The organism is Sphingomonas sp. AX6, from assembly GCF_902506605.1.
In the GTDB taxonomy this organism is placed as follows: domain Bacteria; phylum Pseudomonadota; class Alphaproteobacteria; order Sphingomonadales; family Sphingomonadaceae; genus Sphingomonas.
On record NZ_LR733979.1, the window covers coordinates 2,861,746 to 2,883,444 of the forward strand.

At 63.7% G+C, this 21,699-nt stretch carries 27 protein-coding genes; 17 read left to right on the forward strand and 10 right to left on the reverse strand.

Annotated elements, in window-relative coordinates; genetic code table 11:
• Positions 1 to 142 precede the first annotated feature (142 nt).
• On the forward strand, positions 143 to 1,528 hold the full coding sequence (locus ENHY17A_RS13790; protein ID WP_201296407.1) for an APC family permease: 1,386 nt from the start codon (positions 143 to 145) through the stop codon (positions 1,526 to 1,528).
• 5 nt (positions 1,529 to 1,533) lie between these two features.
• The gene (locus ENHY17A_RS13795; protein WP_159714684.1) at positions 1,534 to 2,121 is read left to right on the forward strand and encodes a class I SAM-dependent methyltransferase; all 588 of its coding nucleotides are present in this window, start codon (positions 1,534 to 1,536) and stop codon (positions 2,119 to 2,121) included.
• 99 nt (positions 2,122 to 2,220) lie between these two features.
• Here ENHY17A_RS13795 and recN read toward each other — a convergent pair whose 3' ends face one another.
• Both recN and ENHY17A_RS13805 read right to left on the reverse strand, forming a co-directional pair.
• Positions 2,221 to 3,885: a DNA repair protein RecN gene (gene recN, locus ENHY17A_RS13800; protein ID WP_159713595.1), complete on the reverse strand. Its 1,665-nt coding sequence runs from the start codon at positions 3,883 to 3,885 to the stop codon at positions 2,221 to 2,223.
• Between the two features lie 28 nt (positions 3,886 to 3,913).
• Positions 3,914 to 4,720, reverse strand: a complete 807-nt coding sequence (locus ENHY17A_RS13805; RefSeq protein WP_159713597.1) for an outer membrane protein assembly factor BamD — start codon at positions 4,718 to 4,720, stop codon at positions 3,914 to 3,916.
• A gap of 136 nt (positions 4,721 to 4,856) precedes the next feature.
• Between ENHY17A_RS13805 and ENHY17A_RS13810 the strand changes: the two genes are divergently transcribed.
• Both ENHY17A_RS13810 and ENHY17A_RS13815 read left to right on the forward strand, forming a co-directional pair.
• The gene (locus tag ENHY17A_RS13810; RefSeq protein WP_159713599.1) at positions 4,857 to 5,681 is read left to right on the forward strand and encodes a class I mannose-6-phosphate isomerase; all 825 of its coding nucleotides are present in this window, start codon (positions 4,857 to 4,859) and stop codon (positions 5,679 to 5,681) included.
• A 213-nt stretch (positions 5,682 to 5,894) separates the two neighbouring features.
• Positions 5,895 to 6,461, forward strand: a complete 567-nt coding sequence (locus ENHY17A_RS13815; protein ID WP_159713601.1) for a glycine zipper 2TM domain-containing protein — start codon at positions 5,895 to 5,897, stop codon at positions 6,459 to 6,461.
• Positions 6,462 to 6,541: 80 nt separating this feature from the next.
• Here ENHY17A_RS13815 and ENHY17A_RS13820 read toward each other — a convergent pair whose 3' ends face one another.
• Positions 6,542 to 6,760, reverse strand: coding sequence for a hypothetical protein (locus tag ENHY17A_RS13820; RefSeq protein WP_159713603.1), 219 nt, complete (start codon positions 6,758 to 6,760; stop codon positions 6,542 to 6,544).
• 112 nt (positions 6,761 to 6,872) lie between these two features.
• Between ENHY17A_RS13820 and ENHY17A_RS13825 the strand changes: the two genes are divergently transcribed.
• The 7 genes from ENHY17A_RS13825 to ENHY17A_RS13855 are packed head-to-tail and all read left to right on the forward strand — an operon-like array spanning position 6,873 to position 11,469.
• The gene (locus tag ENHY17A_RS13825; RefSeq protein WP_159713605.1) at positions 6,873 to 7,592 is read left to right on the forward strand and encodes a hypothetical protein; all 720 of its coding nucleotides are present in this window, start codon (positions 6,873 to 6,875) and stop codon (positions 7,590 to 7,592) included.
• A 45-nt stretch (positions 7,593 to 7,637) separates the two neighbouring features.
• Positions 7,638 to 8,021, forward strand: coding sequence for a fluoride efflux transporter CrcB (crcB, locus tag ENHY17A_RS13830; protein ID WP_159713607.1), 384 nt, complete (start codon positions 7,638 to 7,640; stop codon positions 8,019 to 8,021).
• Positions 8,018 to 9,283, forward strand: coding sequence for an RluA family pseudouridine synthase (locus tag ENHY17A_RS13835; RefSeq protein ID WP_159713609.1), 1,266 nt, complete (start codon positions 8,018 to 8,020; stop codon positions 9,281 to 9,283). Before crcB ends, ENHY17A_RS13835 begins: the two co-directional genes overlap by 4 nt.
• The gene (locus ENHY17A_RS13840; RefSeq protein WP_159713611.1) at positions 9,283 to 9,882 is read left to right on the forward strand and encodes an FMN-binding negative transcriptional regulator; all 600 of its coding nucleotides are present in this window, start codon (positions 9,283 to 9,285) and stop codon (positions 9,880 to 9,882) included. Before ENHY17A_RS13835 ends, ENHY17A_RS13840 begins: the two co-directional genes overlap by 1 nt.
• Positions 9,879 to 10,538, forward strand: coding sequence for an HAD-IA family hydrolase (locus tag ENHY17A_RS13845; protein ID WP_159713613.1), 660 nt, complete (start codon positions 9,879 to 9,881; stop codon positions 10,536 to 10,538). Before ENHY17A_RS13840 ends, ENHY17A_RS13845 begins: the two co-directional genes overlap by 4 nt.
• Entirely contained in the window at positions 10,535 to 10,756 is a 222-nt protein-coding gene (locus ENHY17A_RS13850) for a hypothetical protein (RefSeq protein WP_159713615.1), read from the forward strand. The genes ENHY17A_RS13845 and ENHY17A_RS13850 overlap by 4 nt, the downstream gene beginning before the upstream one ends.
• Positions 10,753 to 11,469 (forward strand): ATP12 family chaperone protein, encoded by a 717-nt coding sequence (locus ENHY17A_RS13855; RefSeq protein WP_159713617.1) that lies wholly within the window; start codon positions 10,753 to 10,755, stop codon positions 11,467 to 11,469. Before ENHY17A_RS13850 ends, ENHY17A_RS13855 begins: the two co-directional genes overlap by 4 nt.
• A gap of 128 nt (positions 11,470 to 11,597) precedes the next feature.
• Here ENHY17A_RS13855 and ENHY17A_RS13860 read toward each other — a convergent pair whose 3' ends face one another.
• Positions 11,598 to 11,939: a DUF2794 domain-containing protein gene (locus ENHY17A_RS13860; RefSeq protein ID WP_159713619.1), complete on the reverse strand. Its 342-nt coding sequence runs from the start codon at positions 11,937 to 11,939 to the stop codon at positions 11,598 to 11,600.
• A complete protein-coding gene (gene epsC, locus ENHY17A_RS13865; protein ID WP_159713621.1) occupies positions 11,939 to 12,622 on the reverse strand; it encodes a serine O-acetyltransferase EpsC in 684 nt (227 codons plus the stop codon). The genes ENHY17A_RS13860 and epsC overlap by 1 nt, the downstream gene beginning before the upstream one ends.
• Positions 12,623 to 12,784: 162 nt before the next feature.
• On the opposite strand from epsC, the gene ENHY17A_RS13870 reads away from it, so the two are divergent.
• Positions 12,785 to 13,552: a sulfite exporter TauE/SafE family protein gene (locus ENHY17A_RS13870; RefSeq protein ID WP_159713623.1), complete on the forward strand. Its 768-nt coding sequence runs from the start codon at positions 12,785 to 12,787 to the stop codon at positions 13,550 to 13,552.
• On the opposite strand, the gene ENHY17A_RS13875 is transcribed toward ENHY17A_RS13870, so the two are convergent.
• Positions 13,534 to 14,091, reverse strand: coding sequence for a carboxymuconolactone decarboxylase family protein (locus ENHY17A_RS13875; protein ID WP_159713625.1), 558 nt, complete (start codon positions 14,089 to 14,091; stop codon positions 13,534 to 13,536). The two genes, ENHY17A_RS13870 and ENHY17A_RS13875, sit on opposite strands and share 19 nt — an antisense overlap.
• Positions 14,092 to 14,384: 293 nt before the next feature.
• Here ENHY17A_RS13875 and ahpC point away from each other — a divergent pair, with 293 nt between their 5' ends.
• The 4 genes from ahpC (at position 14,385) to ENHY17A_RS13895 (ending at position 18,644) form a co-directional block, all read left to right on the forward strand.
• On the forward strand, positions 14,385 to 14,948 hold the full coding sequence (ahpC, locus tag ENHY17A_RS13880) for an alkyl hydroperoxide reductase subunit C (protein WP_159713627.1): 564 nt from the start codon (positions 14,385 to 14,387) through the stop codon (positions 14,946 to 14,948).
• Positions 14,949 to 15,075: 127 nt separating this feature from the next.
• Positions 15,076 to 16,656 (forward strand): alkyl hydroperoxide reductase subunit F, encoded by a 1,581-nt coding sequence (ahpF, locus tag ENHY17A_RS13885; RefSeq protein WP_159713629.1) that lies wholly within the window; start codon positions 15,076 to 15,078, stop codon positions 16,654 to 16,656.
• 258 nt (positions 16,657 to 16,914) lie between these two features.
• Positions 16,915 to 17,826, forward strand: coding sequence for a hydrogen peroxide-inducible genes activator (locus ENHY17A_RS13890; RefSeq protein WP_159713631.1), 912 nt, complete (start codon positions 16,915 to 16,917; stop codon positions 17,824 to 17,826).
• A 107-nt stretch (positions 17,827 to 17,933) separates the two neighbouring features.
• Positions 17,934 to 18,644, forward strand: coding sequence for a fasciclin domain-containing protein (locus ENHY17A_RS13895; protein ID WP_236547981.1), 711 nt, complete (start codon positions 17,934 to 17,936; stop codon positions 18,642 to 18,644).
• Positions 18,645 to 18,659: 15 nt separating this feature from the next.
• Here the strand turns inward: ENHY17A_RS13895 and ENHY17A_RS13900 are convergent, their stop codons facing one another.
• From ENHY17A_RS13900 to pgsA, 3 genes are read right to left on the reverse strand one after another with little or no spacing between them, the layout of a single operon-like run.
• Positions 18,660 to 19,115, reverse strand: a complete 456-nt coding sequence (locus ENHY17A_RS13900) for a molybdenum cofactor biosynthesis protein MoaE (protein ID WP_443018300.1) — start codon at positions 19,113 to 19,115, stop codon at positions 18,660 to 18,662.
• Positions 19,112 to 19,366, reverse strand: a complete 255-nt coding sequence (gene moaD, locus ENHY17A_RS13905) for a molybdopterin converting factor subunit 1 (protein WP_236547982.1) — start codon at positions 19,364 to 19,366, stop codon at positions 19,112 to 19,114. The genes ENHY17A_RS13900 and moaD overlap by 4 nt, the downstream gene beginning before the upstream one ends.
• A gap of 7 nt (positions 19,367 to 19,373) precedes the next feature.
• A complete protein-coding gene (gene pgsA / locus ENHY17A_RS13910) occupies positions 19,374 to 19,940 on the reverse strand; it encodes a CDP-diacylglycerol--glycerol-3-phosphate 3-phosphatidyltransferase (protein WP_159713633.1) in 567 nt (188 codons plus the stop codon).
• 243 nt (positions 19,941 to 20,183) lie between these two features.
• Here pgsA and ENHY17A_RS13915 point away from each other — a divergent pair, with 243 nt between their 5' ends.
• On the forward strand, positions 20,184 to 21,473 hold the full coding sequence (locus ENHY17A_RS13915; protein WP_159713635.1) for an MFS transporter: 1,290 nt from the start codon (positions 20,184 to 20,186) through the stop codon (positions 21,471 to 21,473).
• 16 nt (positions 21,474 to 21,489) lie between these two features.
• On the opposite strand, the gene ENHY17A_RS13920 is transcribed toward ENHY17A_RS13915, so the two are convergent.
• Positions 21,490 to 21,669 carry a hypothetical protein gene (locus tag ENHY17A_RS13920; RefSeq protein ID WP_159713637.1) on the reverse strand — a complete coding sequence of 60 codons (180 nt, stop codon included), beginning with the start codon at positions 21,667 to 21,669 and terminating at the stop codon, positions 21,490 to 21,492.
• Positions 21,670 to 21,699 lie beyond the last annotated feature (30 nt).

Below are 21,699 nucleotides of genomic sequence, written 5' to 3' on the forward strand. Positions count from 1 at the left end.
CTTTTGTGTCGCCGATTGTCGCATCCATGCCCTGGTCGTTCAGCTTTACTAAGGAACCCTGCCCGGCTTAGGCTGTTGGTTCATTCGCGGCGCTGTTCCCGCGTCTTCGCCTCGGGAGTCTTCGTACCATGCCGGCCCTTTCGTGACCGACAGCAGCACCTCGATTTCTTCTCCTCCACCGCTCACCACTTACTCGCGTGCGGACTTTGGCAGTCCGCGCAAGACGTTGGGCATCGCCGATGTGTTGGCGATCACCGTCGGCATCGTCATCGGTGCAGGCATCTTTCGCGCACCCGCCCTGGTCGCGGGCGCGGCGGGCGGTGATGAGGCTTTGCTGCTCGCGGCGTGGGGACTTGGCGGCCTGCTCTCGATCATCGGCGCGCTCTGCTACGCCGAACTCGCATCGGCCTATCCTAATATGGGCGGCGACTATCATTTCCTCGGCCGCGCTTATGGTCAGCGCACCGCATTCTTCTATGCCTGGGCGCGGCTGGCGGTGATCCAGACCGGCAGCCTTGCGCTGCTTGCCTATGTGTTCGCCGATTATGTCGTTGCGATCCTGCCGGGCTCCGGCCCGCCGGTTCTGTGGGCGGCGATTGCGGTCATTGGCGTCAGTGCGCTGAACTGGCTGGGCGTCAGGCAAGGTGCAACGGCGCAAAAATGGCTGACCGTCGCCGAAGTGGTCGGGCTGATCGTCGTCATCGTCGCGGGCCTGCTGCTCGCTCCCGAAGGCACTGCGCCCCGCCCCGTCTCGGGCGAAAGCGCACTCGGCATGATGATGATCTTCGTCCTGCTGACCTATGGCGGTTGGAACGAGGCGGTGTACGTCTCCGCCGAAATGAAGGACGCGCCGCGCCGGATCGCGCCGGTGATGGTCGGCGGATTGCTGATCGTGACGGTGCTTTACCTGCTCGCCAATATGGCCTTCCTGCGCGTTCTGGGCATTGCCGGAATGGCGGAGAGCGATGCGGTAGCCGCCGCGGTCATGGATGCCGCGATGGGCGATGTAGGGGCTGCGATCCTCAGCGTCATCATCGCGGTTGCCGCGCTCACCTCCGCCAATGCCACCGCGTTGACGGGCGCACGCACCACCTGCGCGCTAGGACGCCGGTTCAGCCTGCTTTCATGGCTCGGGAAATGGGATGAGAAACGCGATACGCCGGGAAACGCGATGATTGCACAAGGGGCAATCGCATTGCTGTTGGTGCTGGCGGGTGCCTTCGCACGCAACGGGTTCCAGCTCGCGGTCGATTACACCGCGCCGGTGTTCTGGCTGTTCCTGTTCCTGACCGGCCTGTCGCTGTTCGTGCTGCGCGTCCGCGAGCCCGATCGGCCGCGCCCGTTCAAAGTCCCGCTTTATCCGATTACGCCCGCGATTTTCTGCGCGACCACGGCATATCTGCTGTGGTCCAGCGTCACCTATACCGGCTGGGGTGCCTTCGCGGGCGTCGCGGTGCTGGTGGTCGGCGGCGCGATCCTGATGTTCATGACCCCCAATGATGACGACCCTGAGGAGATGGCCTTGTGAAAACGATGATGACTGCCGCGATCCTGACGCTTGCGGCCTGCACCAGCGCGCCCGCGCTTTCGAACGGCACGCCCGGCGAACAGGCCGCGACGACCGCGACACAGGAAGCCGAACCGCGCCGTCCCGACGTGATCTACGTCCCCACCCCGCCCGAAGTCGTGGACGCGATGCTCGACATGGCCGACGTCAAGGACGGCGACGTACTGTATGACTTGGGCTCGGGTGACGGGCGCATCCCCATCGCAGCGGTAAAACGCGCCAATCTGAAGAAAGCGGTCGGGATCGACATCGACCCGACCCGCATTCAGGAAGCCAATGACAATGCCCGCGCGCAGGGCGTGACCGGCAAGGTCCAGTTCCGCCAGGCCGACCTGTTTGCCAGCGATTTTTCGGATGCGAGCGTGATCACGCTGTACCTGCTCGATTCGCTTAATGAGAAGCTGCGTCCCAAACTGCTTGCCGAACTGAAGCCCGGCACTCGCATCGTCAGCCACGCTTTTCGCATGGGCGACTGGGAACCGGAAGAATCGAAGATGGTCGGCAGCTCGATGATCTATAGCTGGACGGTTCCGGAACGCGGGGCTGCCGAATAGCCTCGTCACCCCCGCGAAGGCGGGGGTCCATCACCCGAGATAGCCGCTTGCGGAAACCTCAGGAGTTGGGCTCCCGCCTGCGCGGGAGCGACGGTTATATCAGGCCGTCTCCAGCAGCCGGTCCGCCTGCGCCCTTGCTTCGTCGGTCACCGTCGCGCCCGACAGCATTCGGGCGATTTCCTCGCGCCTGGCATCGGCCCCCAGCGGCGTGACGCCGGTACGCGTAACGATCCCGTCATGGCTTTTGGCAATCAACAGGTGCCGCGCGCCGCGTGCCGCCACCTGCGGGCTATGAGTCACGACCAATACCTGAGATTTACCCGCCAGCCGCGACAGGCGTTCGCCGATCGCACTGGCCACCGCACCGCCGACGCCGCGATCGATTTCGTCGAAGATCAGCGTCGCGGCACCGCCTTCTTCCGCGAGCGCGACCTTGAGCGCCAAAATGAAGCGCGACAATTCGCCGCCCGACGCAATCTTGATGAGCGGCGCGAATGGCGCACCGGGATTGGTGGACACCATAAACTCGACGCGGTCTGCACCGTGCGAAGACCATTGATCGGCAGGCATCGCGTCGACCGACGTCCGAAACCGCGCGGCATCGAGTTTCAGCGGCGCGAGTTCGGACGCGACCGCCGCGTCCAGCCGTTCGGCAGCGGCGACCCGTATGGCCGTGATCGCTTCCGCCTCGGTTCGATATGCCGCCTCGGCAGCGCTCACCGCCGCCTCCAGCCGTGCCACCGCTGTCTCTCCGCCCTCAATCAGGGCGAGCTTAGCTTCGAGCTCGGCGGCAAGCGCGGCAAGATCGTCGGGCTGCACCCGGTGTTTGCGCGCCGCCGCCCGCAACGCGAACAGCCGGGTCTCGTCGGCTTCGAGCGCGGCGGGGTCGAACGCCAGCGCTTCGGCGGCCTCGCCCAACTTATCCTCGGCCATGCTCGCCTCGATGATGGCGCGGTCGATCGCGGCCAGCGCCTCACCAAGCGTCGGGTGATCCTCCGCCACTCGGTCGAGCACCCGTGCCGCCTGACGCAGCTTCGACAGGCCGCCGTCCGATCCGTCGAGAACATCCGAAATCGTCTGAAGGTCGCCCGCGATCTTTTCCCCGCGCTGCATCGATGCGCGTCGATCGGCCAGCGCCAATTCCTCGCCCGCCTCGGGGGCAAGCGCACGGAGTTCGGCGACGGCATGTTCCAGCCATTCGCGATCGCGCTCGGCGGTATCGCGTTGGTCCAGGGCGATCGCCAGTGCTTCCTGCGCGTCGCGCCATGCCCGGTGCAACCGCGCCAATCCGCCGGTATCGATGCCACCGAAACTGTCGAGCAACGCCCGGTGACCGCGCGGGTTCAGCAATCCGCGATCGTCATGCTGGCCGTGAATTTCGACCAGAAATCCGCTGAGTTCACGCAGCAAGGCGACCGAGGCGGGCTGATCGTTGACGAAGGCACGGCTGCCGCCATCGGCCTTGACCAGCCGCCGGATCATCAGCGGCTCGCCGGGTTCGATCGATATCCCCTGCTCGCCTAGTCGCTCGGAGAGCGCAGGCGGCATCGCGGGGAGTTCGAAACTGGCAGTCACAACTGCTTGCACCGACCCGTGCCGCACCAGCGATGCGTCGCCGCGCATCCCCAGCGTCAGCCCCAGCGCGTCGAGCAAGATCGATTTGCCCGCCCCCGTTTCCCCGGTCAGCACGCCCAGTCCATGCGCGAAATCGAGGTCAAGCGCCTCGATCAGCACCACGTCGCGGATCGAGAGCGCAGTCAGCACAGTGCAATATCGCCTGGTTCGATGGAGATCAGCTACCCGTGGTCGCCGACGCGATTTCGGTGTTCGGCGCATGACGCTGCATCAGTTCATAGGCGCGCTCATACCATTCGGTGTCTGGATAATTGCGCCCCAGCACCGCCGCCGATTTCTTGGCTTCTTCGGGCACGCCCAGCGCGAGATAGGCCTCGGTCAGGCGCATCAGCGCTTCGGGGGCGTGAGTCGTGGTCTGATACTGATCGACGACGCTGCGGAAGCGCATCGACGCCGCCAGCCACTGACCGCGCACGGCATAGAAACGCCCGACTTCCATTTCCTTGCCGGCCAGATGGTCGTTGACCAGATCGATCTTCAACCGCGCATCGGCGGCGTAACGCGTGTTGGGATAGCGACGCGTCAATTCGCCCAGCGCAGCAAGCGCTTGCTGGGTGATCTTCTGATCGCGCGTCACGTCGCTAACCTGCTCGTAATAGCTGAGCGCGATCAGATAATAGGCATAGGGCGCATCGCGATTGCCGGGATGGATCGACAAGAAGCGCTGCGACGACTGGATCGAATTGGTATATTCGCGGTCCATATAATGGCTGAACGCGCCCATCAGCATCGCGCGGCGCGCCCACACCGAATAGGGATGCTGACGTTCCACTTCGTCGAACAGCGCCGCGGCCAGTTTGTACTGGCGGCGATCGAGCCGGTCCTTCGCCGCGGAATACAGCGTGCCCACGTCGCGCGCGACATAGGGGGTGTCGGTACGGGCATTGTTGGTGCCGGCACAGGCCGAAAGCAGAACGGCGCCGGAAATCGCAAGCGCGAGCGAACGGGGGGTCGGGATACGCATAGGATCGGCTATTAGACCAGGCGCGGCATTCCTAACAATGTATTTTCGCACGTCGCAATTTCGGTGCATGGCGCAGGGAGCGCCGGTCGGTGCGAAGCGTTGGGATCGACATACTATTTGGCCTATCGGAGCGACCATGACCGTCACCCTTCTCGAGATGCACCGCGTCGAAAAGCCTTGGGGGCGACATGACCTATGGCCGGGGTTTGAAAACCCGCCCGAGGATGGCGATCCGATCGGCGAGGTCTGGTATAAATCGCCGGGCGACGACACGCCAGATCTCCTCGTCAAGTATCTGTTCACCAGCGAAAAACTGTCGGTCCAGGTTCATCCCGACGACGATCAGGCGCGCGCCCGCGGATTGCCGCGCGGCAAGGACGAATGCTGGCTGGTGCTGGCGGCTGAACCCGATTCGACGATCGCGATCGGCACGCGCGACATACTCGATGCCGAGCAACTACGCGCCGCCGCGCTCGACGGCTCGATCGAACAGCTGCTCGACTGGAAACCGGTCAAGGCTGGCGATTTCATCTACGCCGCTTCGCGCACCGTCCATGCGATCGGCGCAGGGATCACGCTGATCGAGATCCAGCAGAACAGCGAAACCACTTACCGCCTCTATGATTACGGTCGCCCGCGCGAACTTCATCTCGACGACGGAGTCGCAGTGTCCGATGCCAAGCCCTTCGTCGCACCGCCCGCACCGGGTGAGGTCGCAGAGGGGCGCGAACTGTTGGTCGAGGGGCCGAAGTTCACGGTCGAACGCTGGTCGGGCGGTGAGCGTGGGGTCAATTTGCCGGACGGCGTTACCGGGTGGCTGGTACCGGTTACGGGTTCGGGCAAATTCGGCGATGTCGTATTCGAAGCGGGCGATTGCCTCACGCTGACCGGCAGCGAGCGCCTGATTGCCATCGAGGATGCCGACCTGCTGTTCGCCTACCCACTCGATCACCGGATCTAGGACCACCCCCCCCGTTTGTTTCGAGCGAAGGCGAGAAACGCTAGCAAGCGCCTCGCTTATGTTTCTCGACTTCGCTCGAAACAAACGGGGGGTGGCCATTCAAATGCATCACAAACCTGTCGCAACTGTGAACGCGATGTAGTTTTCGGTTCACGCAACCTCGTCCGCAGTCGGGCCGTTTTGTCCTCACTGCAATCGGATGGAGAAGTTTCGATGCGTACTCATATTCTTGCCGCCATGATCGCGGCTGTTTCGATCCCCGTGATGGCCGCCCCGGCCGACGCACAAAGCAATCGCGACGTGCGCGAATATAACCGCGATGTCCGCGATGCCCAACGCGACTATAACCGCGATGTCCGCCGCGCCGACAGCCGCCGCGACGTGCGTCAGGCGCAGCGCGAATATCGTCAAGATACGCGTCAGGCCCAGCGCGAGTTGCGCCGCGACACTCGCGATTGGCGCCAATATCGCAACTACGACTATAACCGCTTCGAGCGGGGCCAGCGTGGCTATTACGCCGATAATTACTATCGCGACGGCCGCTATTACCAGACCCGCCGTCTGGGTCGGAACGACCGTGTCTATGCGGGCAGCAACGGGCGTTACTATTGTCGCCGTTCGGACGGCACGACCGGCCTGATCGTGGGTGGTATCGGTGGCGGCGTCCTCGGCAACGTCCTGTCGAATGGTCGCTCAGCGACACTGGGCACCTTGCTTGGTGCAGGCGTCGGTGCCGTACTTGGCGCATCGATCGACCGAGGTCAGGTTACCTGCCGCTGAAATTTCCCATACTTTCGAGTGTGAGAACGGGAGAAACGGGGTCCGGTATCGAAAGATACCGGGCCTTGTTTTTTAAGCGATCAGATAATCCCGCCGCCCAGCATCAGGCGCAGCGCACCGATCACCAGCAGGACCAGGTTGAAATTGCGCCCCGTATTCTTGCTCGACAAGGCACCGACCGCCGCGCCGACCACGGGCATCAGCAACAATAGCCAGAGCGACCAGCCGAGAAACGGCATGAAGCCGATGAGGAGCAAAGGCAGCGAGACGATGCCGATCAGGATCGAGATGATGTTCATGGCCACAACATGGGGGAGACGGTACGGTGTGGCAATAGACTAAGACACGATCGCGCGCTGATATGGGGCCGAGACGCTTTCTTAACGGGGCATCCGCCATAACCCCGTGCAAATGCGTGCCACCCTCACCCTTCCGATCCTCATAGCCCTCGCCGCGTGCGGCGATGCGCCGAGCGAAGACCCGCTCGCGGCGCTGGAGCGCGAGCTTGCTGCCGACGCCGGCGATCCCGCGGTTGTGGTAGCGCTCGCCGATCCGATCACGACCGATCCGATGCTTTCCGCGCGCGCCAATACCAATTCGGTCCGTCCGCCGTCCGGCCCCTTTACCGCCCCGATCCCAGCGTCCGATGTCGCCGCGCGCGGCAACACCGCAGACCTGATCGCGCGGGAAAAGCTTGAGGCGGCACCCGCCGCCACGGGCGAGGGCTGTAGCGATTGCGCAAACGCGCGCGAAGCCCTGACGCTCGCCACGCTGGCGGCCCCGATCGCGGGCCAGTGTGGCGCGCAACTCGGCTATTCGAACGGCTGGGCAACCCGCCTATCCGATGCCGTTCCACTGATCCCCAATGCCCGCGTGATCGAGGCCGCGGGCGCATCGAGCCAACGCTGCGACTTGCGCGTGGTGCGGTTCTGGAGCGACCTGCCGCCCGACACGCTGACCGACTGGTATTTCACCCGAGCGAAAGCTGCCCGCTATGCTTCCGATCGTCAGGCGGACACGGTTGGCCAGCGGCTCGCGGGTCGCCATCCCGACGGCCAACGCTACGCCCTGTTCGTCGATCCGCGCGATGGCGGCGGCTCGGACGTCGCACTCGTCGTTCGCGCGCGGTAACGCACGCCCTTCCGGCCCGCGCCGATTCGCGCTAGGCGCACGGATATGGGTACTCTAATTCTGGTCATGGCGGGCGGTGCCGTCGGCGCGGGCGCGCGACATCTGGTCGGGCGCGCCAGCCTGTCGCTGTTCGGCCCCGGCTATCCGTGGGGCACGCTGGCCGTCAACATCGTCGGCAGCCTGGCCATGGGCGTACTCGCGGGCTTGCTCGCGCGCGGTTTGGTCGCAGGTGGAGAGGCGGCGCGTCTGCTGATCGGCGTCGGCCTGCTTGGCGGATTCACCACTTTTTCTGCATTCTCGCTCGACGCGGTGTTGATGGCCGAGCGCGGGGGGTGGATCGCCGCCCTCCCCTATATCCTCGCCTCGGTGATCGGATCGATCGTCGCGCTGGTCGCCGGTATCCAGCTTGTACGCGCGGTGACGGCATGAGCGACAAGGAACAGCCCAGCGTGCGCCAGTTCGTGGTCGAGGCCGATGATGACGGCATCCGGCTCGATCGCTGGTTCAAACGTCATTTGACCGACGCCAATTTCAACACCGTATCGCGCTGGGCGCGGACCGGTCAGATCCGCATCGATGGCGCGCGCGCCAATCCCGGAGACCGGCTGGCGGTCGGCCAGACGCTGCGCATTCCCCCTGCCGAACCCGAAAAGCCGACCGCAAAACCCAAGGTACAGCGCGAAGAACTGTCCGACGAACAGGTTGAATTCGCACAAAGCCTAGTCATCCACCGCGACAAACAGGCGATTGTGCTCAACAAGCCCCCGGGCCTGGCGACGCAGGGCGGAACCAAGACCACCGAGCATGTCGACGGCCTGCTCGACGCGCTGATCTTCGATGGCGAGAGCCGCCCGAAACTGGTCCACCGGCTCGACAAGGATACCAGCGGAGCGCTGCTGATCGCCCGCACTGCGCGTGCGGCGGCAACCTTTGCCAAGAATTTCTCCAGCCGCACCGCGCGCAAGACCTATTGGGCCCTGGTCGTCGGGGTGCCCGATATCCAGGACGGTTTCATCGACCTGCCACTCGCCAAGCAACCCGGCAGCGGCGGCGAGAAGATGCATGTCGATGAAAAGGAAGGGCTGCCCGCGCGCACCCGCTACCGGGTCGTCGAACGCGCGGGCAATCGCGCCGCCTGGGTGCTGCTGATGCCGCACACGGGCCGCACGCACCAGTTGCGCGTCCACATGGCGGCGATCGGCCACCCGATCGTCGGCGACGGCAAATATGGCGGGCAGGAAGCGTTTCTGACCGGGGGCATCAGTCGCAAGATGCACCTTCACGCGCGTCGCATCCGCGTCGATCACCCCGATGGCGGCAAGATCGAAGTGACGGCCGAATTGCCGAGCCATTTCGCCGAGTCGATCCATACGTTGGGCTTCGATCCGTCGCTGGGCGACATTTTCGAACCCGACGACACGCCGCCCCCCGCCACCCGCGAGGAACTGAAAACCAAGGCCCGTCAGCACGCCAAGCAGGTCCGCAAGGAACGCCGTGGCGAACGGCGCGGTCGTGCAGGCGGCGATGCCCCCGTGCGCGCGCCGACGACCCGCGCGCCCAAACCAGGCGCCAAGAAGCCCGCCCCGGCTAAACCCGGCAGCACGCGGCCCGGATCGCCGAAGCCGGGCGGGCCGAAAGCGGGTGCCCCCAAACCGGGTGCCAGGCGCCCGCCGCCAACCAAGCGCGGCTGATGCATCCGCACCCCGCCTTTCGCTGGCAGGATAAAGACGCGATGCGCGATTTCGTGCGTCAGATGGCGTTCGGTGCGCTGTTCGCGTCGACCTCCGAAGGGCCACGCGTGGCGCATATGCCGGTAACTTGGGAAGGAGACGAACGGCTGACCTTCCATCTGTCGCTCGGCAACGACATCACCAAACATCTCGACGGCGCAACCGGACTGCTCGTTGTCCACGGCCCCGACGCCTATGTCAGTCCCGACTGGTATGACGAAGGACCGGCTCAGGTGCCGACCTGGAATTATGTCGCGGTCGAACTCGAAGGGCGCGTGTCGGCGCTGTCGCACGACGCCCTGGTGGCGCAGATCGATGCGCTTGCCGCCGAGCACGAAGCGCGGCTGTCGCCCAAGCCGATCTGGACTCGCGCCAAGATGGAGGCCGAACGCTTCGAGAAGATGACCCGCGCCATTCAGGGTTTCGCACTGGACGTGACCGACTGGCGCGGCACTCGCAAACTCGCGCAGACCAAATCGCAAGCCGCTCGCCTGTCGGCCGCAGACGCGCTCGACGGGCGCGGCGACCGGGAAATGGCGCGCTTGATGCGCGACGCATGAACCGACTCGCGCTATTCGATTGCGACGGCACTTTGGTCGACAGCCAAGCCAATATCTATCGCGCGATGGAAGAGGCCTTCGGCCAGGCCGGGCTCGACTTGCCCGATCGCAACGCCATCCGCCGTATCGTCGGGCTCAGTCTGGTCGAAGCGGTGGCGACGCTGATCCCCGACGCGGAACCCGACCTGCATGTCCATCTCGCCCAATGCTACCGCGACCGGTTCATCGAGATGCGCCGCTCGGGCGGGATGGCGGCCGAGCCGCTTTACGATGGCATCGCGGAGACGATCGAGGCGCTCGACGCGACGGGCTGGGTGCTGGGGGTCGCGACGGGCAAATCCGATCGCGGCCTGCACCTGCTGCTCGACCATCATGGGCTGAAGCACCGCTTCGTGACGCTTCAGACCGCCGACCGCCACCCGTCGAAGCCCCATCCCTCGATGGTCGAAATGGCGATGGCGGAAGCAGGCGCGACGCCGGAGACGACGGTAATGATCGGCGACACCAGCTACGACATGGCGATGGCGGTCGCCGCGCGCGCGCATCCGCTTGGCGTATCCTGGGGCTATCATGCGCCGGAGGAACTGGTTGCAGCGGGCGCGATTCATGTGCTCGACCATGCGAGCGCGATCCCCGATTATCTGGAGCGGACATGACCGAGGAAGACGAAACCGCGCGCAATCGATATTTCCTGATCGTGGTCGCGCGCATCGTGCCGACGGCCGGCGCGATCTTCGGCATCGTGCTGCTGGGCCGCGCGATCAGTCTGGAGCAGAAGATTATCGGAGTCGGCATCGTCCTGGCGGCGCTGGCGGTGATGGCCACGCTACCGCGCTCGCTCGCGCACAAATGGCGGACGCCGGACCAGCCTTGAAACGATTCTGGAAGACAGAGTCGGTCGAACGGACCGAAAGCGGCTGGGAAATCCGGCTCGACGGGCGTCCGGTGCGCACGCCGGGACGAATGCCGCTGGCGGTGCCGACGCAGGCGATGGCCGACGCGATTGCCGAGGAATGGCGCGCCGTCGCCGAGGACATCGACCCGCGCGCGATGCCGCTGACCGGCCTGGCCAACGCTGCGATCGACCGCATTGCGCCTGATCCGCGCACCTTCGCCGCCGGCCTTGCCCGTTACGGTGAGAGCGATCTGCTCTGTTATCGCAGCGACCACCCTGTCCTGCTTCGCGAACGCCAGGACCGTGTGTGGGACGGACCACTCGATTGGGCGCGGTCGCGCTACGATGTGCATTTTGAGATCGTGACCGGGATCATGCACCGCGATCAGCCCCAAGCGACGCTTGCCCGGCTGGCGGATGCCATCACGGCGCGCGATGCCTTCGAACTCGCCGCACTGAGCCAGGTGGTGACGATCACCGGTTCGCTGGTGCTCGCGCTGGCATTGGCGGAACGGGCGCTGGATGCAGACGCGGTCTGGGCGGCGGCCAATCTCGACGAAGACTGGCAGATCGAACAATGGGGCGAGGATATGTTCGCGACGCAGGCCCGCGCAGTGCGTCAAGCGGATTACGACGCCGCGGTGCGGTTTCTGGGGCTCACCGCGTCCAAACGCGACATACCGGTCGTATAAATTCTGTTCGTCATTCCCGCGCAGGCGGGAATCCATAACCTATGATGGTGCGTATGGATTCCCGCCTTCGCGGGAATGACGGATCATATTTGGTGTTGGTCGAACTGCCTCACCAAGGCTGTGTCTTTTCAATCCACCAGCTTCAGCAGCCGCCGTTCGACCGGGGCCAGCACCGGCACCAATTCGTGCCCGCGTTTCAAAATCGCGCCACTTTCGGCGACCAGCGCCCACATGCCTTGGCGATTGCGTAGCGCGGGACGCTTTTCGATCCGCACCTCGGGATTTTCCGCCGTCCGACGAAACGCTGCGAACACCGCGACCTCCCGATCGAGCAGGATCGCATAATCGCGCCAGTGTCCAGCGGCGACCATCCTGCCGTAGAGATCGAGAATGCGGGTGAGTTCGATGCGTTCGAACCCGACCTGACTGGGCTGCGTGCCGGAATGGGGGAACGGCGTGACCGTCCCCATCAGGCGCGGTCGCGCCGCTGTTCAGTGTCGCGCTCGGCGAGCAGATCATCGACCCGCTTGCGCATCGTCTCCAGCTCGCAGCGCATGATTTCCAGCTTCTGGGTCGCGGGATCGAACATCTCGCTGCACGGCGTGCCATAGGGAACGAACTGGCCAGGCGATCCGCCGCCTTCCACCATCGTCGCGCGCGCCGGGATACCGACCATCACCGCGCCCTCTGGCACGTCCTTGGTCACCACCGCATTCGCACCGACGCGCGCGCGGGGTCCGACCGTGATCGGACCCAACACCTGCGCGCCAGACCCGATGATCGCGCCGTCCGAAATCGTCGGGTGCCGCTTGCCCGCCACGCCATTGTCGGGGCTGGTCCCGCCCAACGTCACGCACTGATAGATGGTGACGTTGTCGCCGATCTCCGCCGTCTCGCCGATCACGGTAAAACCGTGGTCGATGAAGAAATTGCGCCCGATCTTCGCGCCCGGATGAATGTCGATTGCGGTCAGAAAACGTGCCCAGTGATTCACGAGGCGCGCGAGGAAGAATAGTCGCGCGCGGAACAAACGGTGCGCAATCCGGTGATGCGCTAGCGCCCAAACTCCAGGATATAGCAGGATTTCGGCGCGCGATCGGGGCGCGGGATCGCGCGCCTTGATCGAATCGAGATAGATCAGGATGCCACGCATCCGCATTCCCCTTTTGGTCAGCACCGCAATTTAGGGCGTTACCCCCGTGATTTCCAGCCATGCGAAGCCACGCTATCGCGACGCCAATACGGGATTGGATTGTGCGGCATAGGTTTGCGCCTAACGTCCCCGGCATCAACGGTCGCGAAGGAGCCGCGCTGCGTGTTCGAGGGCATTACCTTTGCCGATATCCTGCCGTTCATCGCGATCGGCTTTGCGGCGCAATTGGTAGACGGCGCACTGGGCATGGCGTTCGGCGTCATCACCAGCACGTTGCTGATCAGCGTGCTGGGCGTACCCCCCGCCGCCGCGTCGGCGAGCGTCCATCTGGTCGAATGTTTCACCACCGGCGTCTCGGGCGTCAGTCACGCGATCCACCGCAACATCAACTGGCGGCTGTTCGCGCGGATCGCCATTCCCGGCGTGATCGGCGGGGTGGCCGGTGCCTATCTGCTAAGCACGATCGATGCGGCTGTTACTCGCCCCTATGTCATGGCCTATCTGGCGGCGATCGGGGTGTATCTGCTGATCCGTGGCATCCGGTTCTCTCCCAAATTCCAGCGTGAGCCCAAAATCGTCGAGCCGCTGGCGCTGGCGGGCGGATTCCTGGACGCGGCGGGCGGCGGCGGCTGGGGACCGGTCGTCACCAGCAATCTGTTGGTACAAGGCGCGCAACCCCGCACGACGATCGGCACCGTCAACAGCGCCGAATTCGTGCTGACGCTGGCGATTTCGATCACCTTTCTGCTGTCGCTTGGGCTGGAGGCATTCACGACCGCGGTCATCGGTCTGTTGATCGGTGGCGTCGCCGCCGCACCGTTCGGCGCGATCATTGCCAAGCGCGTGCCGGCAAAAGGGTTGCTGATCATGGTCGGCGTCGTGCTGACCATCACCAGCGCCTACGCCCTGGCTCAGGCGGTGACCGGTTGATCCTGCCACGCGCGGATTTCGACGCGTGACCGGTCGGCAGCGGCCGCTGCCTGCATCACTGCCGCAATCCGCACCGCCGCCTGGATTTCGCAGGCCGAAACGCGTGCGCGTTTCAACACCTGTTCGTGCGCGTCGATGCACATGCCGCAGCCGTTGATCGCGCTGACCGCCAGCCCGAACATCTCGAAATCGGCATTGTCGATCCCCGGACACCCGATCGCGTTCATGCGAAGCTTGACCGGCATCGCGCCATATTCCTTGTTCGAAGCCAGGTGGACGAAGCGGTAATAGACGTTGTTCATCGTCATTACCGACGCCGCCGATCGCGCGGCATTGGCGGCCTCCGGCGTCAGCTTGTCGGCAGTCTCATCCTCTGTCGCCCTGATTAGCGGGCGGTGCCCGGTTACGTGCGCGCACGCGAGCATCGTGCCGTATTTGCGCTGATCGTCGAGCACCTCCTCGCCAAGCAAAAGGTCGATATTGACGCGAATGTCGCGCGCAAAATCGGGCAGCTTCGATGCAAAATCGCTGAGTGACATGGCGGTCCTCTCCTCATCGCGTGGGTTCACGCTTTCGTGCGTCAGGATGCCCTGTTTTGATGGTTTCGATCAAGTCGCGGATATGCTGCGTTGCAATAGTTTCATCGAGCGATGCATGAAACGCAACCGCCAGTCGTTACGGATGCGTGATTGCAGCGGATATCCAACGCTGGAGCGCCCTATTGAGTGAATTTTGCGATCACTGACGATCACCCTTCCCGTTTCATCCTGCCGCATCGCACACCTATATGCTGCACGGCACAACGAAATTTCATCCCCAAAAGGAGCACGACATGGCCAAGATTGGCGACACGCTGAAACCCTTCACCACCCAGGCCTACAAGCAGGGCAAGTTCGTCGAGGTCACCGACCGCGACGTCACCGGCAAATGGGCCGTATTCTTCTTCTACCCGGCCGATTTCACCTTCGTCTGCCCGACCGAACTCGAAGATCTGGCCGATGTGTACCCGACCCTGCAAAAAATGGGCGTCGAAGTGTTCTCGGTTTCGACTGACACGCATTTCAGCCACAAGGCATGGCACGACACGTCGCCCGCGATCGGCAAGATCAACTATTTCATGCTCGGTGACCAGAACCACAGCATTTCGAACAATTTCGACGTGCTGCGTGCGGGCCAGGGCCTGGCCGATCGCGCGACGTTCGTGATCGACCCCGACGGCGTGATCCAGATCATGGAAGTCACCTCGGAAGGCGTCGGCCGCAATGCGACCGAACTGCTCCGCAAGGTCAAGGCTGCACAGTATATCGCTGCGCATCCGGGCGAAGTCTGCCCCGCCAAGTGGGAAGAAGGCGAAGAGACGCTCGCGCCTTCGCTCGACCTGGTCGGCAAGATCTAAAACCGCTTGGGCTGCGCGCTGCGTCCTGAAGATGCAGCGCGCGGCCTGACAGCGATCCGGGCGTGGGCGTCCCCTCCCTCTAGCCTGCGTCCGGATCGCACCTTTTCAATCTCAAGGAGAACACGCCTTGCTCGACGCCAATCTGACGCAGCAATTGAAGGGCTATCTCGCGAACATTCGCGAGCCCATCGAACTCGTCGCCTCGCTGGGCGACGATGCGAAGTCGCGCGAGCTGGGTGAACTCCTGGGCGAAATCGCGGCGCTGTCCGACCAGATCACGGTCGCGCAAGGCGATGATGCCCGACGCCCGAGCTTCCTGATCGCGCGCACTAGCGACGCCAACGTCGCGGTGCGTTTCGCCGGTATTCCGCTCGGCCATGAATTCACGTCACTGGTGCTCGCATTGCTCCAGGTCGGCGGGCACCCGTCAAAAGCCGCACCCGAACTGATCGCCCAAATCCGCGATCTCGACGGCGATTTCGCGTTCGAAACCTATTTCTCGCTGTCGTGCCAGAACTGCCCCGACGTGGTGCAGGCGCTGAACCTGATGGCGGTGCTTAACCCGCGCGTCACCCACGTCGCGATCGACGGCGGGTTGTTCAAGGAAGAGGTCGAGGGCCGCAAGATCATGGCGGTGCCCACCGTCTTTTTGAACGGCAAAAGCTTCGGCCAGGGCCGCATGGAACTCGAACAGATCGTCGCCCGGATCGACAGCGGCGCGGAAGCCAACGCCGCAAAGGCGATCGCCGACAAGGACGCGTTCGACGTGCTGGTGGTCGGCGGCGGTCCCGCGGGCGCGTCGGCAGCGATCTATGCCGCGCGCAAGGGCATTCGCACCGGCATCGCCGCCGAACGCTTCGGCGGACAAGTGCTCGACACGATGGCGATCGAAAATTTCATCTCGGTCAACCACACCGAAGGTCCGAAGCTGGTCGCCGCGCTGGAAGGTCATGTCCGCGAGTATGACGTCGACATCATGAACCTCCAGTCGGCCGAAGCGCTGATCCCCGCGCGCGACGAAGGCGGGTTGCACGAAGTCCGGTTGAAGAACGGCGCGTCGCTCAAGGCGCGCACCGTCATCCTGTCCACCGGCGCGCGCTGGCGTCAGATGAGCGTGCCCGGCGAAGACGAGTATCGCAACAAGGGCGTCGCCTATTGCCCGCACTGCGACGGGCCGTTGTTCAAGGGCAAACGCGTGGCCGTCATCGGCGGCGGCAATTCCGGGGTCGAGGCTGCAATCGATCTGGCGGGTCTCGTCGCGCACGTCACATTGATCGAATATGCTGCCGATCTGCGGGCCGACGCGGTGCTTCAGCGTAAACTCGCCAGCCTGCCCAACGTGTCGGTCATCACCTCGGCGATGACGACCGAAGTACGCGGCAATGGCGAGCGGGTCATCGGCCTGAACTACAAGGACCGCAATTCGGGCGACGTCCATGAAGTGGCGCTCGAGGGAATCTTCGTTCAGATCGGCTTGGTGCCTAATACCGAATGGCTGAAGGGTGCGGTCGCACTGACCCAGCATGGCGAGATCGAGATCGACCATCGCGGCGAAACATCGCAGCCGGGCATTTTCGCGGCGGGAGATGCGACGACGGTGCCGTTCAAGCAGATCGTGATCGCGATGGGTGCGGGATCGACGGCGGCACTGTCGGCGTTCGATTATTTGATCCGCTTGCCTGCGGAGTCGATGAGCGAAGCGGCGTAGATCACCACCACTTTCTCCTAAAATCCACCCCCACTCCGTTGGTGTCGAGTAGGGTTCGAGCGAAGTCGAGAACCCGTATCGAGGCAAGTTGGCCGATAACTTCCCTCCCTCGATACGCCTTCTCGACAAGCTCGAAGGCTACTCGGGACGAACGGTTGGGGTAAGCGACGTGAATTTGTTGGTGCGCCGCTCTCGCCCCCTAGTCTGATCGCCGGAAGTGATTATCTCCCGCCATACAATCGACGGAGACGATCACCGGTGACCACCTATCTGCCTACGCTGAAACAACTCCAGTATCTCGTCGCGCTGCGCGACGCGGGGCATTTCGGGCGTGCGGCGGAGGCAAGCTACGTTACCCAATCCACCCTGTCGGCGGGGATTCGCGAGCTTGAGACGTTGATCGGCGTGACGCTGGTCGAACGCACTCGTCGCGTCGTCCGCTTTACGCCGTTGGGCGAATCGATCGTGGACAAAGCGCGCAAGGTGCTGCGCGAAGCCGACGAACTGGGCGACATGGCGCGCGCCGCCGGCCGTCCGCTGTCGGGCGAACTGCGGATGAGCGTCATTCCGACCATTGCCCCGTTCATGCTACCGCGCATCCTGCCGCGACTGCGCAAGGATTATCCCGAACTCAGATTGTTTCTGCGCGAGGAGCCCAGCGCTGCGGCATGCGAGGCGTTGCACCACGGCCGCGCCGATTGTGTTCTGCTTGCCCTCCCCTATGCCTGCGGCGACGTGGAGATCGAAACCCTGTTCGAGGACCGGCTGTTCGTCGCTTTCCCCGAGGATGAAGCCAAGCGCGGCTCCGGCCCCGTCGTTGCCGAGGATATCGACGAGGCCCGGCTATTGCTGCTCGAAGACGGGCATTGCCTGAAGGATCACGCGCTGTCCGCCTGCGCCCATCCCGAATTGCGGGGCCACGCGACGATGCTAGGAACCTCGCTGCACACCATCGTTCAGATGGTCGACAATGGCCTGGGCGTCACGATGTTGCCCGAAATGGCGATCGACGCTGGCATTCTCGACAACACCACCATCGATGCGCGCGCGCTCGATGCCGAAAACGCCAAGCGCCGGATCGCGCTGGTGTGGCGCAAGGCTTCTCCCAGAGAGCGCGATTTCCGGCTGCTGGCATCCGTGCTGGCCGACACGAACGTGCGAAGCATTTGATCTAATTCGTATCGCCGATGAAACCATCTGCGAATTGAGTCGTAATTAGGGCACGTGGGCTCCCAGCCACGCCAACCCAATTCGACCATAATCGTGGAGATATTCGGATGTCGCGCATTTCAAAGCTTCCCCTTGCCCTGTCGCTGATGGCGGGTGCCGCAGCCCTAGCCGCCTGTTCCGAAACCATGGCTGATGGCGATATGTCGTCCGCATCGACGACGTCGACCAGCACGCAGACGACGACGCCCGCGCCTTCGCCGACACCCACCCCGACGCCATCGACGGGCACCTCTGCCGACGCATCAGCCGAAGTCATGGTCGGCGGCGCGCCAATGGTTGCGACGCAAACGATCGTCGCCAACGCTGCCAAAGCCAACAACCTGACCACATTGGTCAAGGCGGTTCAGGCCGCCGGGCTTGCCGACACGCTGTCGGGTGCCGGTCCCTTCACCGTGTTCGCACCGACCGATCAGGCATTTGGCCTGCTTCCCGCCGGCACGGTCGATTCGCTAATGGCACCCGCTGCCAAGCAACAGTTGACGACGGTGCTGACGCATCACGTGGTATCGGGTCGCCTCGACGCCGCCGCGATCCAGAGCCAGATCGAAGCGGGCGGCGGCACGGCACAGCTATCGACCGTAAGTGGTCAGCCGCTGACGGCGACGATCGTCAACGGCAATGTCCAGTTGCGCTCGACCGGCGGCAGCGTCGGCTTCGTCGAGCAGGCCGATGTGCCCGCGTCGAACGGCGTGGTGCACATCATCAACGGCGTGCTGGTCCCCCGTTTGAACCAGGGTGCTGCAGCGCCTGCGCAATAAGCGCGGGCGAGCGACTTAATCTTCGGCCGGGTGTTCGCGCCACCGCGCGAGTGCCCGGTCGTCGTTTTGGCGGGGCTCGACCCAGTCGCCCGCTGCTCCACGCCATTCGCGCTTCCAGAATGGCGCTTGGGTTTTCAAAGTGTCGATCAAGAACGCACACGCATCGAGCGCCGCATGGCGATGCTCGGCAATCGTCACGACCAGAACCACGGTTTCGCCCGGGGTCATCTTGCCGACCCGGTGAACCACCCGAGCGCCCAACAACGACCAGCGGGCACCTGCCTCTTCCGCAAGCGATTGCATGATCGCCTGCGTCATCGCCGGATAATGTTCGAGTTCGAGCGCGTTTACCCCCTCATCCGCCCGCACGATCCCGCTAAAGGTGGCGACGGCCCCTGCACCCTCCGCCATGGTGCCGTCGATGATGCCGCCGACATCGATCGGATCGACCTGGATCCTTGCTTCGATCACCCGCCCGTAACCGGCGGAAAAATTGCGATTTCCCTGGCGCCTGCAACCGGTGCGCCGAACTCTGCAAATTGCTGGTCGATTGCCACGCGCAGCCGGTCGCGATCGGCAAATGCCGCCGCGTGCCCCGCGCTGCGATCACCCAAAAGGTCGATCAGGTCGGCAACCGTGACGACCGACGCAGGCACGTCGATCCGCTCTGCACTCGTTCCGATCCGCTCACGCACCCAGGCGAAATACAGGATGGTCGTCACCGGCGCGTCAACTGTCCATGTGCTTCAGGCCGACCCGCAGATAATCCCAGCCGGTGATCAGCGTCAGGATCGCGGCGCCCCATAGGGAAGCCAACCCGACCGCCTTGACCCACCAGATATCGGGCACCGCTCCCACAAGGATCAATGCACCCAGCGCAACGAGCTGCAATGCGGTTTTCCACTTGGCCAGTTTCGAGACCGGCAGCGACACCCGCAGCCCCGCCAGAAATTCGCGCAGACCCGACACTGCAATCTCGCGCAGCAGGATGACGAGCGCCGCGATGATATGGATGCCGGTGATGATCGCGACGTCGTGCCGCGTGCCGACCAGCATCAGGATGACCGCAGCCACCATGATCTTGTCCGCGATCGGATCGAGGAACACGCCGAGCTTCGACACCGTCCCCTGCCGCCGCGCCAGATAGCCGTCGAAATAATCGGTCAGGCCCATCAGGCAGTAGATCACAAACGCAACGCCGTACCCGAACCGCCATTCCGGCCACCACAGGAAGCCGACGAGGAGAGGAAGCGCGAGGATTCGCGACATGGACAGGATATTCGGCAAGGACCGCATGCCTGATGCTCTATCGTGGTGAAGACCCGGCTGCCAGTGTTTTGGCGACAAATCGCCTGCCAACCCCAACCACCCCGTTCGTTTCGAGCGACGTCGAAAAACTCGCGCATCGGGTTCGCGAACGTTTCTCGACTTCGCTCGAAACGAACGGCGGGGGATGGCAGCCGTCACAAAGCGGTTGGAGCCCTCCCCCCGCTCGGCTATTGCACCCGCATTCGCCACGACCGGGGCAGTCGATTTTTCATGAAGAATGCGTTCGGGCTATTGAAGCGACGCCGCTTCGCGCCCCTGTTCATCACCCAGTTTCTGGGCGCGTTCAACGACAATCTGTACAAACAGGCGGTGGTGCTGTTCGCCACCTATCAGATTTTCAACGATGCCCAGGCCGAACAGAATTTCAACGCGATCGCCACGGGTCTGGCGATGCTGCCTTTCTTCGTGTTGTCGGCCTTGTCGGGGCAATTGGCCGATACGCTGGACAAGGCGCGGATCATCCGCATCGTCAAGACGGCGGAAATCTTCATCATGCTGCTCGGCGCGGCGGGCATTTTCATCGCGCGTGCCGGATACATCAATATCGGGCTGGCGATCATGCTCGGGTCGGTGCTGCTGCTGGGGGTGCATTCGACCTTTTTCGGGCCGATCAAATACGCGATCCTGCCGCAGCATCTGGAAGACGACGAAGTGCTCGGCGGCACCGGCATGGTGGAGGCCGCGACCTATTTGTCGATCCTGACCGGCACCGTCGTCGCGGGCTGGATTTCGGTCGAAGCAGCCGCGATCCTGACGTTGATCGTCGCGGTCATCGGCTGGTTCACCGGGCGCATGGTGCCCACTGCCCCGCGAATGGGGCCGAAGCTTCAGGTCAATTACAATCCGATCACCTCGTCCTGGCGGCTGGTATCGGCGACGATGCACATTCCGCGACTGTTTTTGGCGATCTGCGCGATCAGCTTTTTCTGGACGATCGGATCGGTGCTGATCGTCATCTTCCCGCCGCTGGTGAAGAATGTACTGACCGCCGACGAACGCGTCGCCAGCCTGACGATCGCGGTGTTTTCGGTCGGGGTCGCGATCGGATCGATGATCATCAACCAGATGTTGCGCGGCAAGGTATCGGCGAAATATGCGCCCGCATCGGTGATCGCGATGGGCGCGGTCGTCGTCGCACTCGCCGCCGAGGCATGGTTCTGGGTGCCCGCGGCGCCGGACACGCTTTACGGCTTCGCCGACTTCATCGCTCAGCCCCAGGCATGGCTGTTGCTGGCCACCTTGCTGGCGATCGCCGTGACGGGCGGCATGTTCGTCGTGCCGCTCTACGCGTTTCTGACAACCACGGTCACCAAAGATCAGACCGCGCGCACGGTCGCTGCCAACAACATCGTCAATGCGGGCGCGATGACGATCGGCGCAATCACCGTGACCATCATCAGCACGATGGGGGTCGGCCCGACGCCACTGTTGCTGCTGGTCGCGGGCATGTGCCTGATCTCTGCCTGGATCGCGCAGAAACTACACTTGGCCTGCGACTGACCACCGCCTCTTCGGATCAGATCAGAAACGTATAAAAGCAGACGAAGAACGCGGTGTAGCTGAGGACGAACAGTTTGATATCGTTATCCTCATGCGCATCGCGCGCGCGCTTGCGGATGTCGGCGCGGCGTTCGCGCAGGTGCAGCGCGGTTCGCAAAGGATGTCCGGGGGACTCGGTATGGGTCGCTTTCATCATGACGCAGTAAACGCGTTGTTAACGAATTGG

What these genes read in the sequence shown, in the direction of transcription:
- crcB (WP_159713607.1), top strand. Translation starts at nt 7,638, where the DNA reads ATGGGTACTCTAATTCTGGTCATGGCGGGCGGTGCCGTCGGCGCGGGC.
- ENHY17A_RS13920 (WP_159713637.1), bottom strand. Translation starts at nt 21,669, where the DNA reads ATGATGAAAGCGACCCATACCGAGTCCCCCGGACATCCTTTGCGAACC.
- ENHY17A_RS13850 (WP_159713615.1), top strand. Translation starts at nt 10,535, where the DNA reads ATGACCGAGGAAGACGAAACCGCGCGCAATCGATATTTCCTGATCGTG.
- ENHY17A_RS13795 (WP_159714684.1), top strand. Translation starts at nt 1,534, where the DNA reads ATGATGACTGCCGCGATCCTGACGCTTGCGGCCTGCACCAGCGCGCCC.
- pgsA (WP_159713633.1), bottom strand. Translation starts at nt 19,940, where the DNA reads ATGCGGTCCTTGCCGAATATCCTGTCCATGTCGCGAATCCTCGCGCTT.
- ENHY17A_RS13840 (WP_159713611.1), top strand. Translation starts at nt 9,283, where the DNA reads ATGCATCCGCACCCCGCCTTTCGCTGGCAGGATAAAGACGCGATGCGC.
- ENHY17A_RS13805 (WP_159713597.1), bottom strand. Translation starts at nt 4,720, where the DNA reads ATGCGTATCCCGACCCCCCGTTCGCTCGCGCTTGCGATTTCCGGCGCC.
- ENHY17A_RS13835 (WP_159713609.1), top strand. Translation starts at nt 8,018, where the DNA reads ATGAGCGACAAGGAACAGCCCAGCGTGCGCCAGTTCGTGGTCGAGGCC.
- epsC (WP_159713621.1), bottom strand. Translation starts at nt 12,622, where the DNA reads ATGCGTGGCATCCTGATCTATCTCGATTCGATCAAGGCGCGCGATCCC.
- ENHY17A_RS13825 (WP_159713605.1), top strand. Translation starts at nt 6,873, where the DNA reads ATGCGTGCCACCCTCACCCTTCCGATCCTCATAGCCCTCGCCGCGTGC.
- ENHY17A_RS13895 (WP_236547981.1), top strand. Translation starts at nt 17,934, where the DNA reads ATGTCGCGCATTTCAAAGCTTCCCCTTGCCCTGTCGCTGATGGCGGGT.
- ENHY17A_RS13820 (WP_159713603.1), bottom strand. Translation starts at nt 6,760, where the DNA reads ATGAACATCATCTCGATCCTGATCGGCATCGTCTCGCTGCCTTTGCTC.
- ENHY17A_RS13810 (WP_159713599.1), top strand. Translation starts at nt 4,857, where the DNA reads ATGACCGTCACCCTTCTCGAGATGCACCGCGTCGAAAAGCCTTGGGGG.
- ENHY17A_RS13915 (WP_159713635.1), top strand. Translation starts at nt 20,184, where the DNA reads ATGAAGAATGCGTTCGGGCTATTGAAGCGACGCCGCTTCGCGCCCCTG.
- ENHY17A_RS13875 (WP_159713625.1), bottom strand. Translation starts at nt 14,091, where the DNA reads ATGTCACTCAGCGATTTTGCATCGAAGCTGCCCGATTTTGCGCGCGAC.
- ENHY17A_RS13815 (WP_159713601.1), top strand. Translation starts at nt 5,895, where the DNA reads ATGCGTACTCATATTCTTGCCGCCATGATCGCGGCTGTTTCGATCCCC.
- ahpC (WP_159713627.1), top strand. Translation starts at nt 14,385, where the DNA reads ATGGCCAAGATTGGCGACACGCTGAAACCCTTCACCACCCAGGCCTAC.
- ENHY17A_RS13845 (WP_159713613.1), top strand. Translation starts at nt 9,879, where the DNA reads ATGAACCGACTCGCGCTATTCGATTGCGACGGCACTTTGGTCGACAGC.
- ENHY17A_RS13860 (WP_159713619.1), bottom strand. Translation starts at nt 11,939, where the DNA reads ATGGGGACGGTCACGCCGTTCCCCCATTCCGGCACGCAGCCCAGTCAG.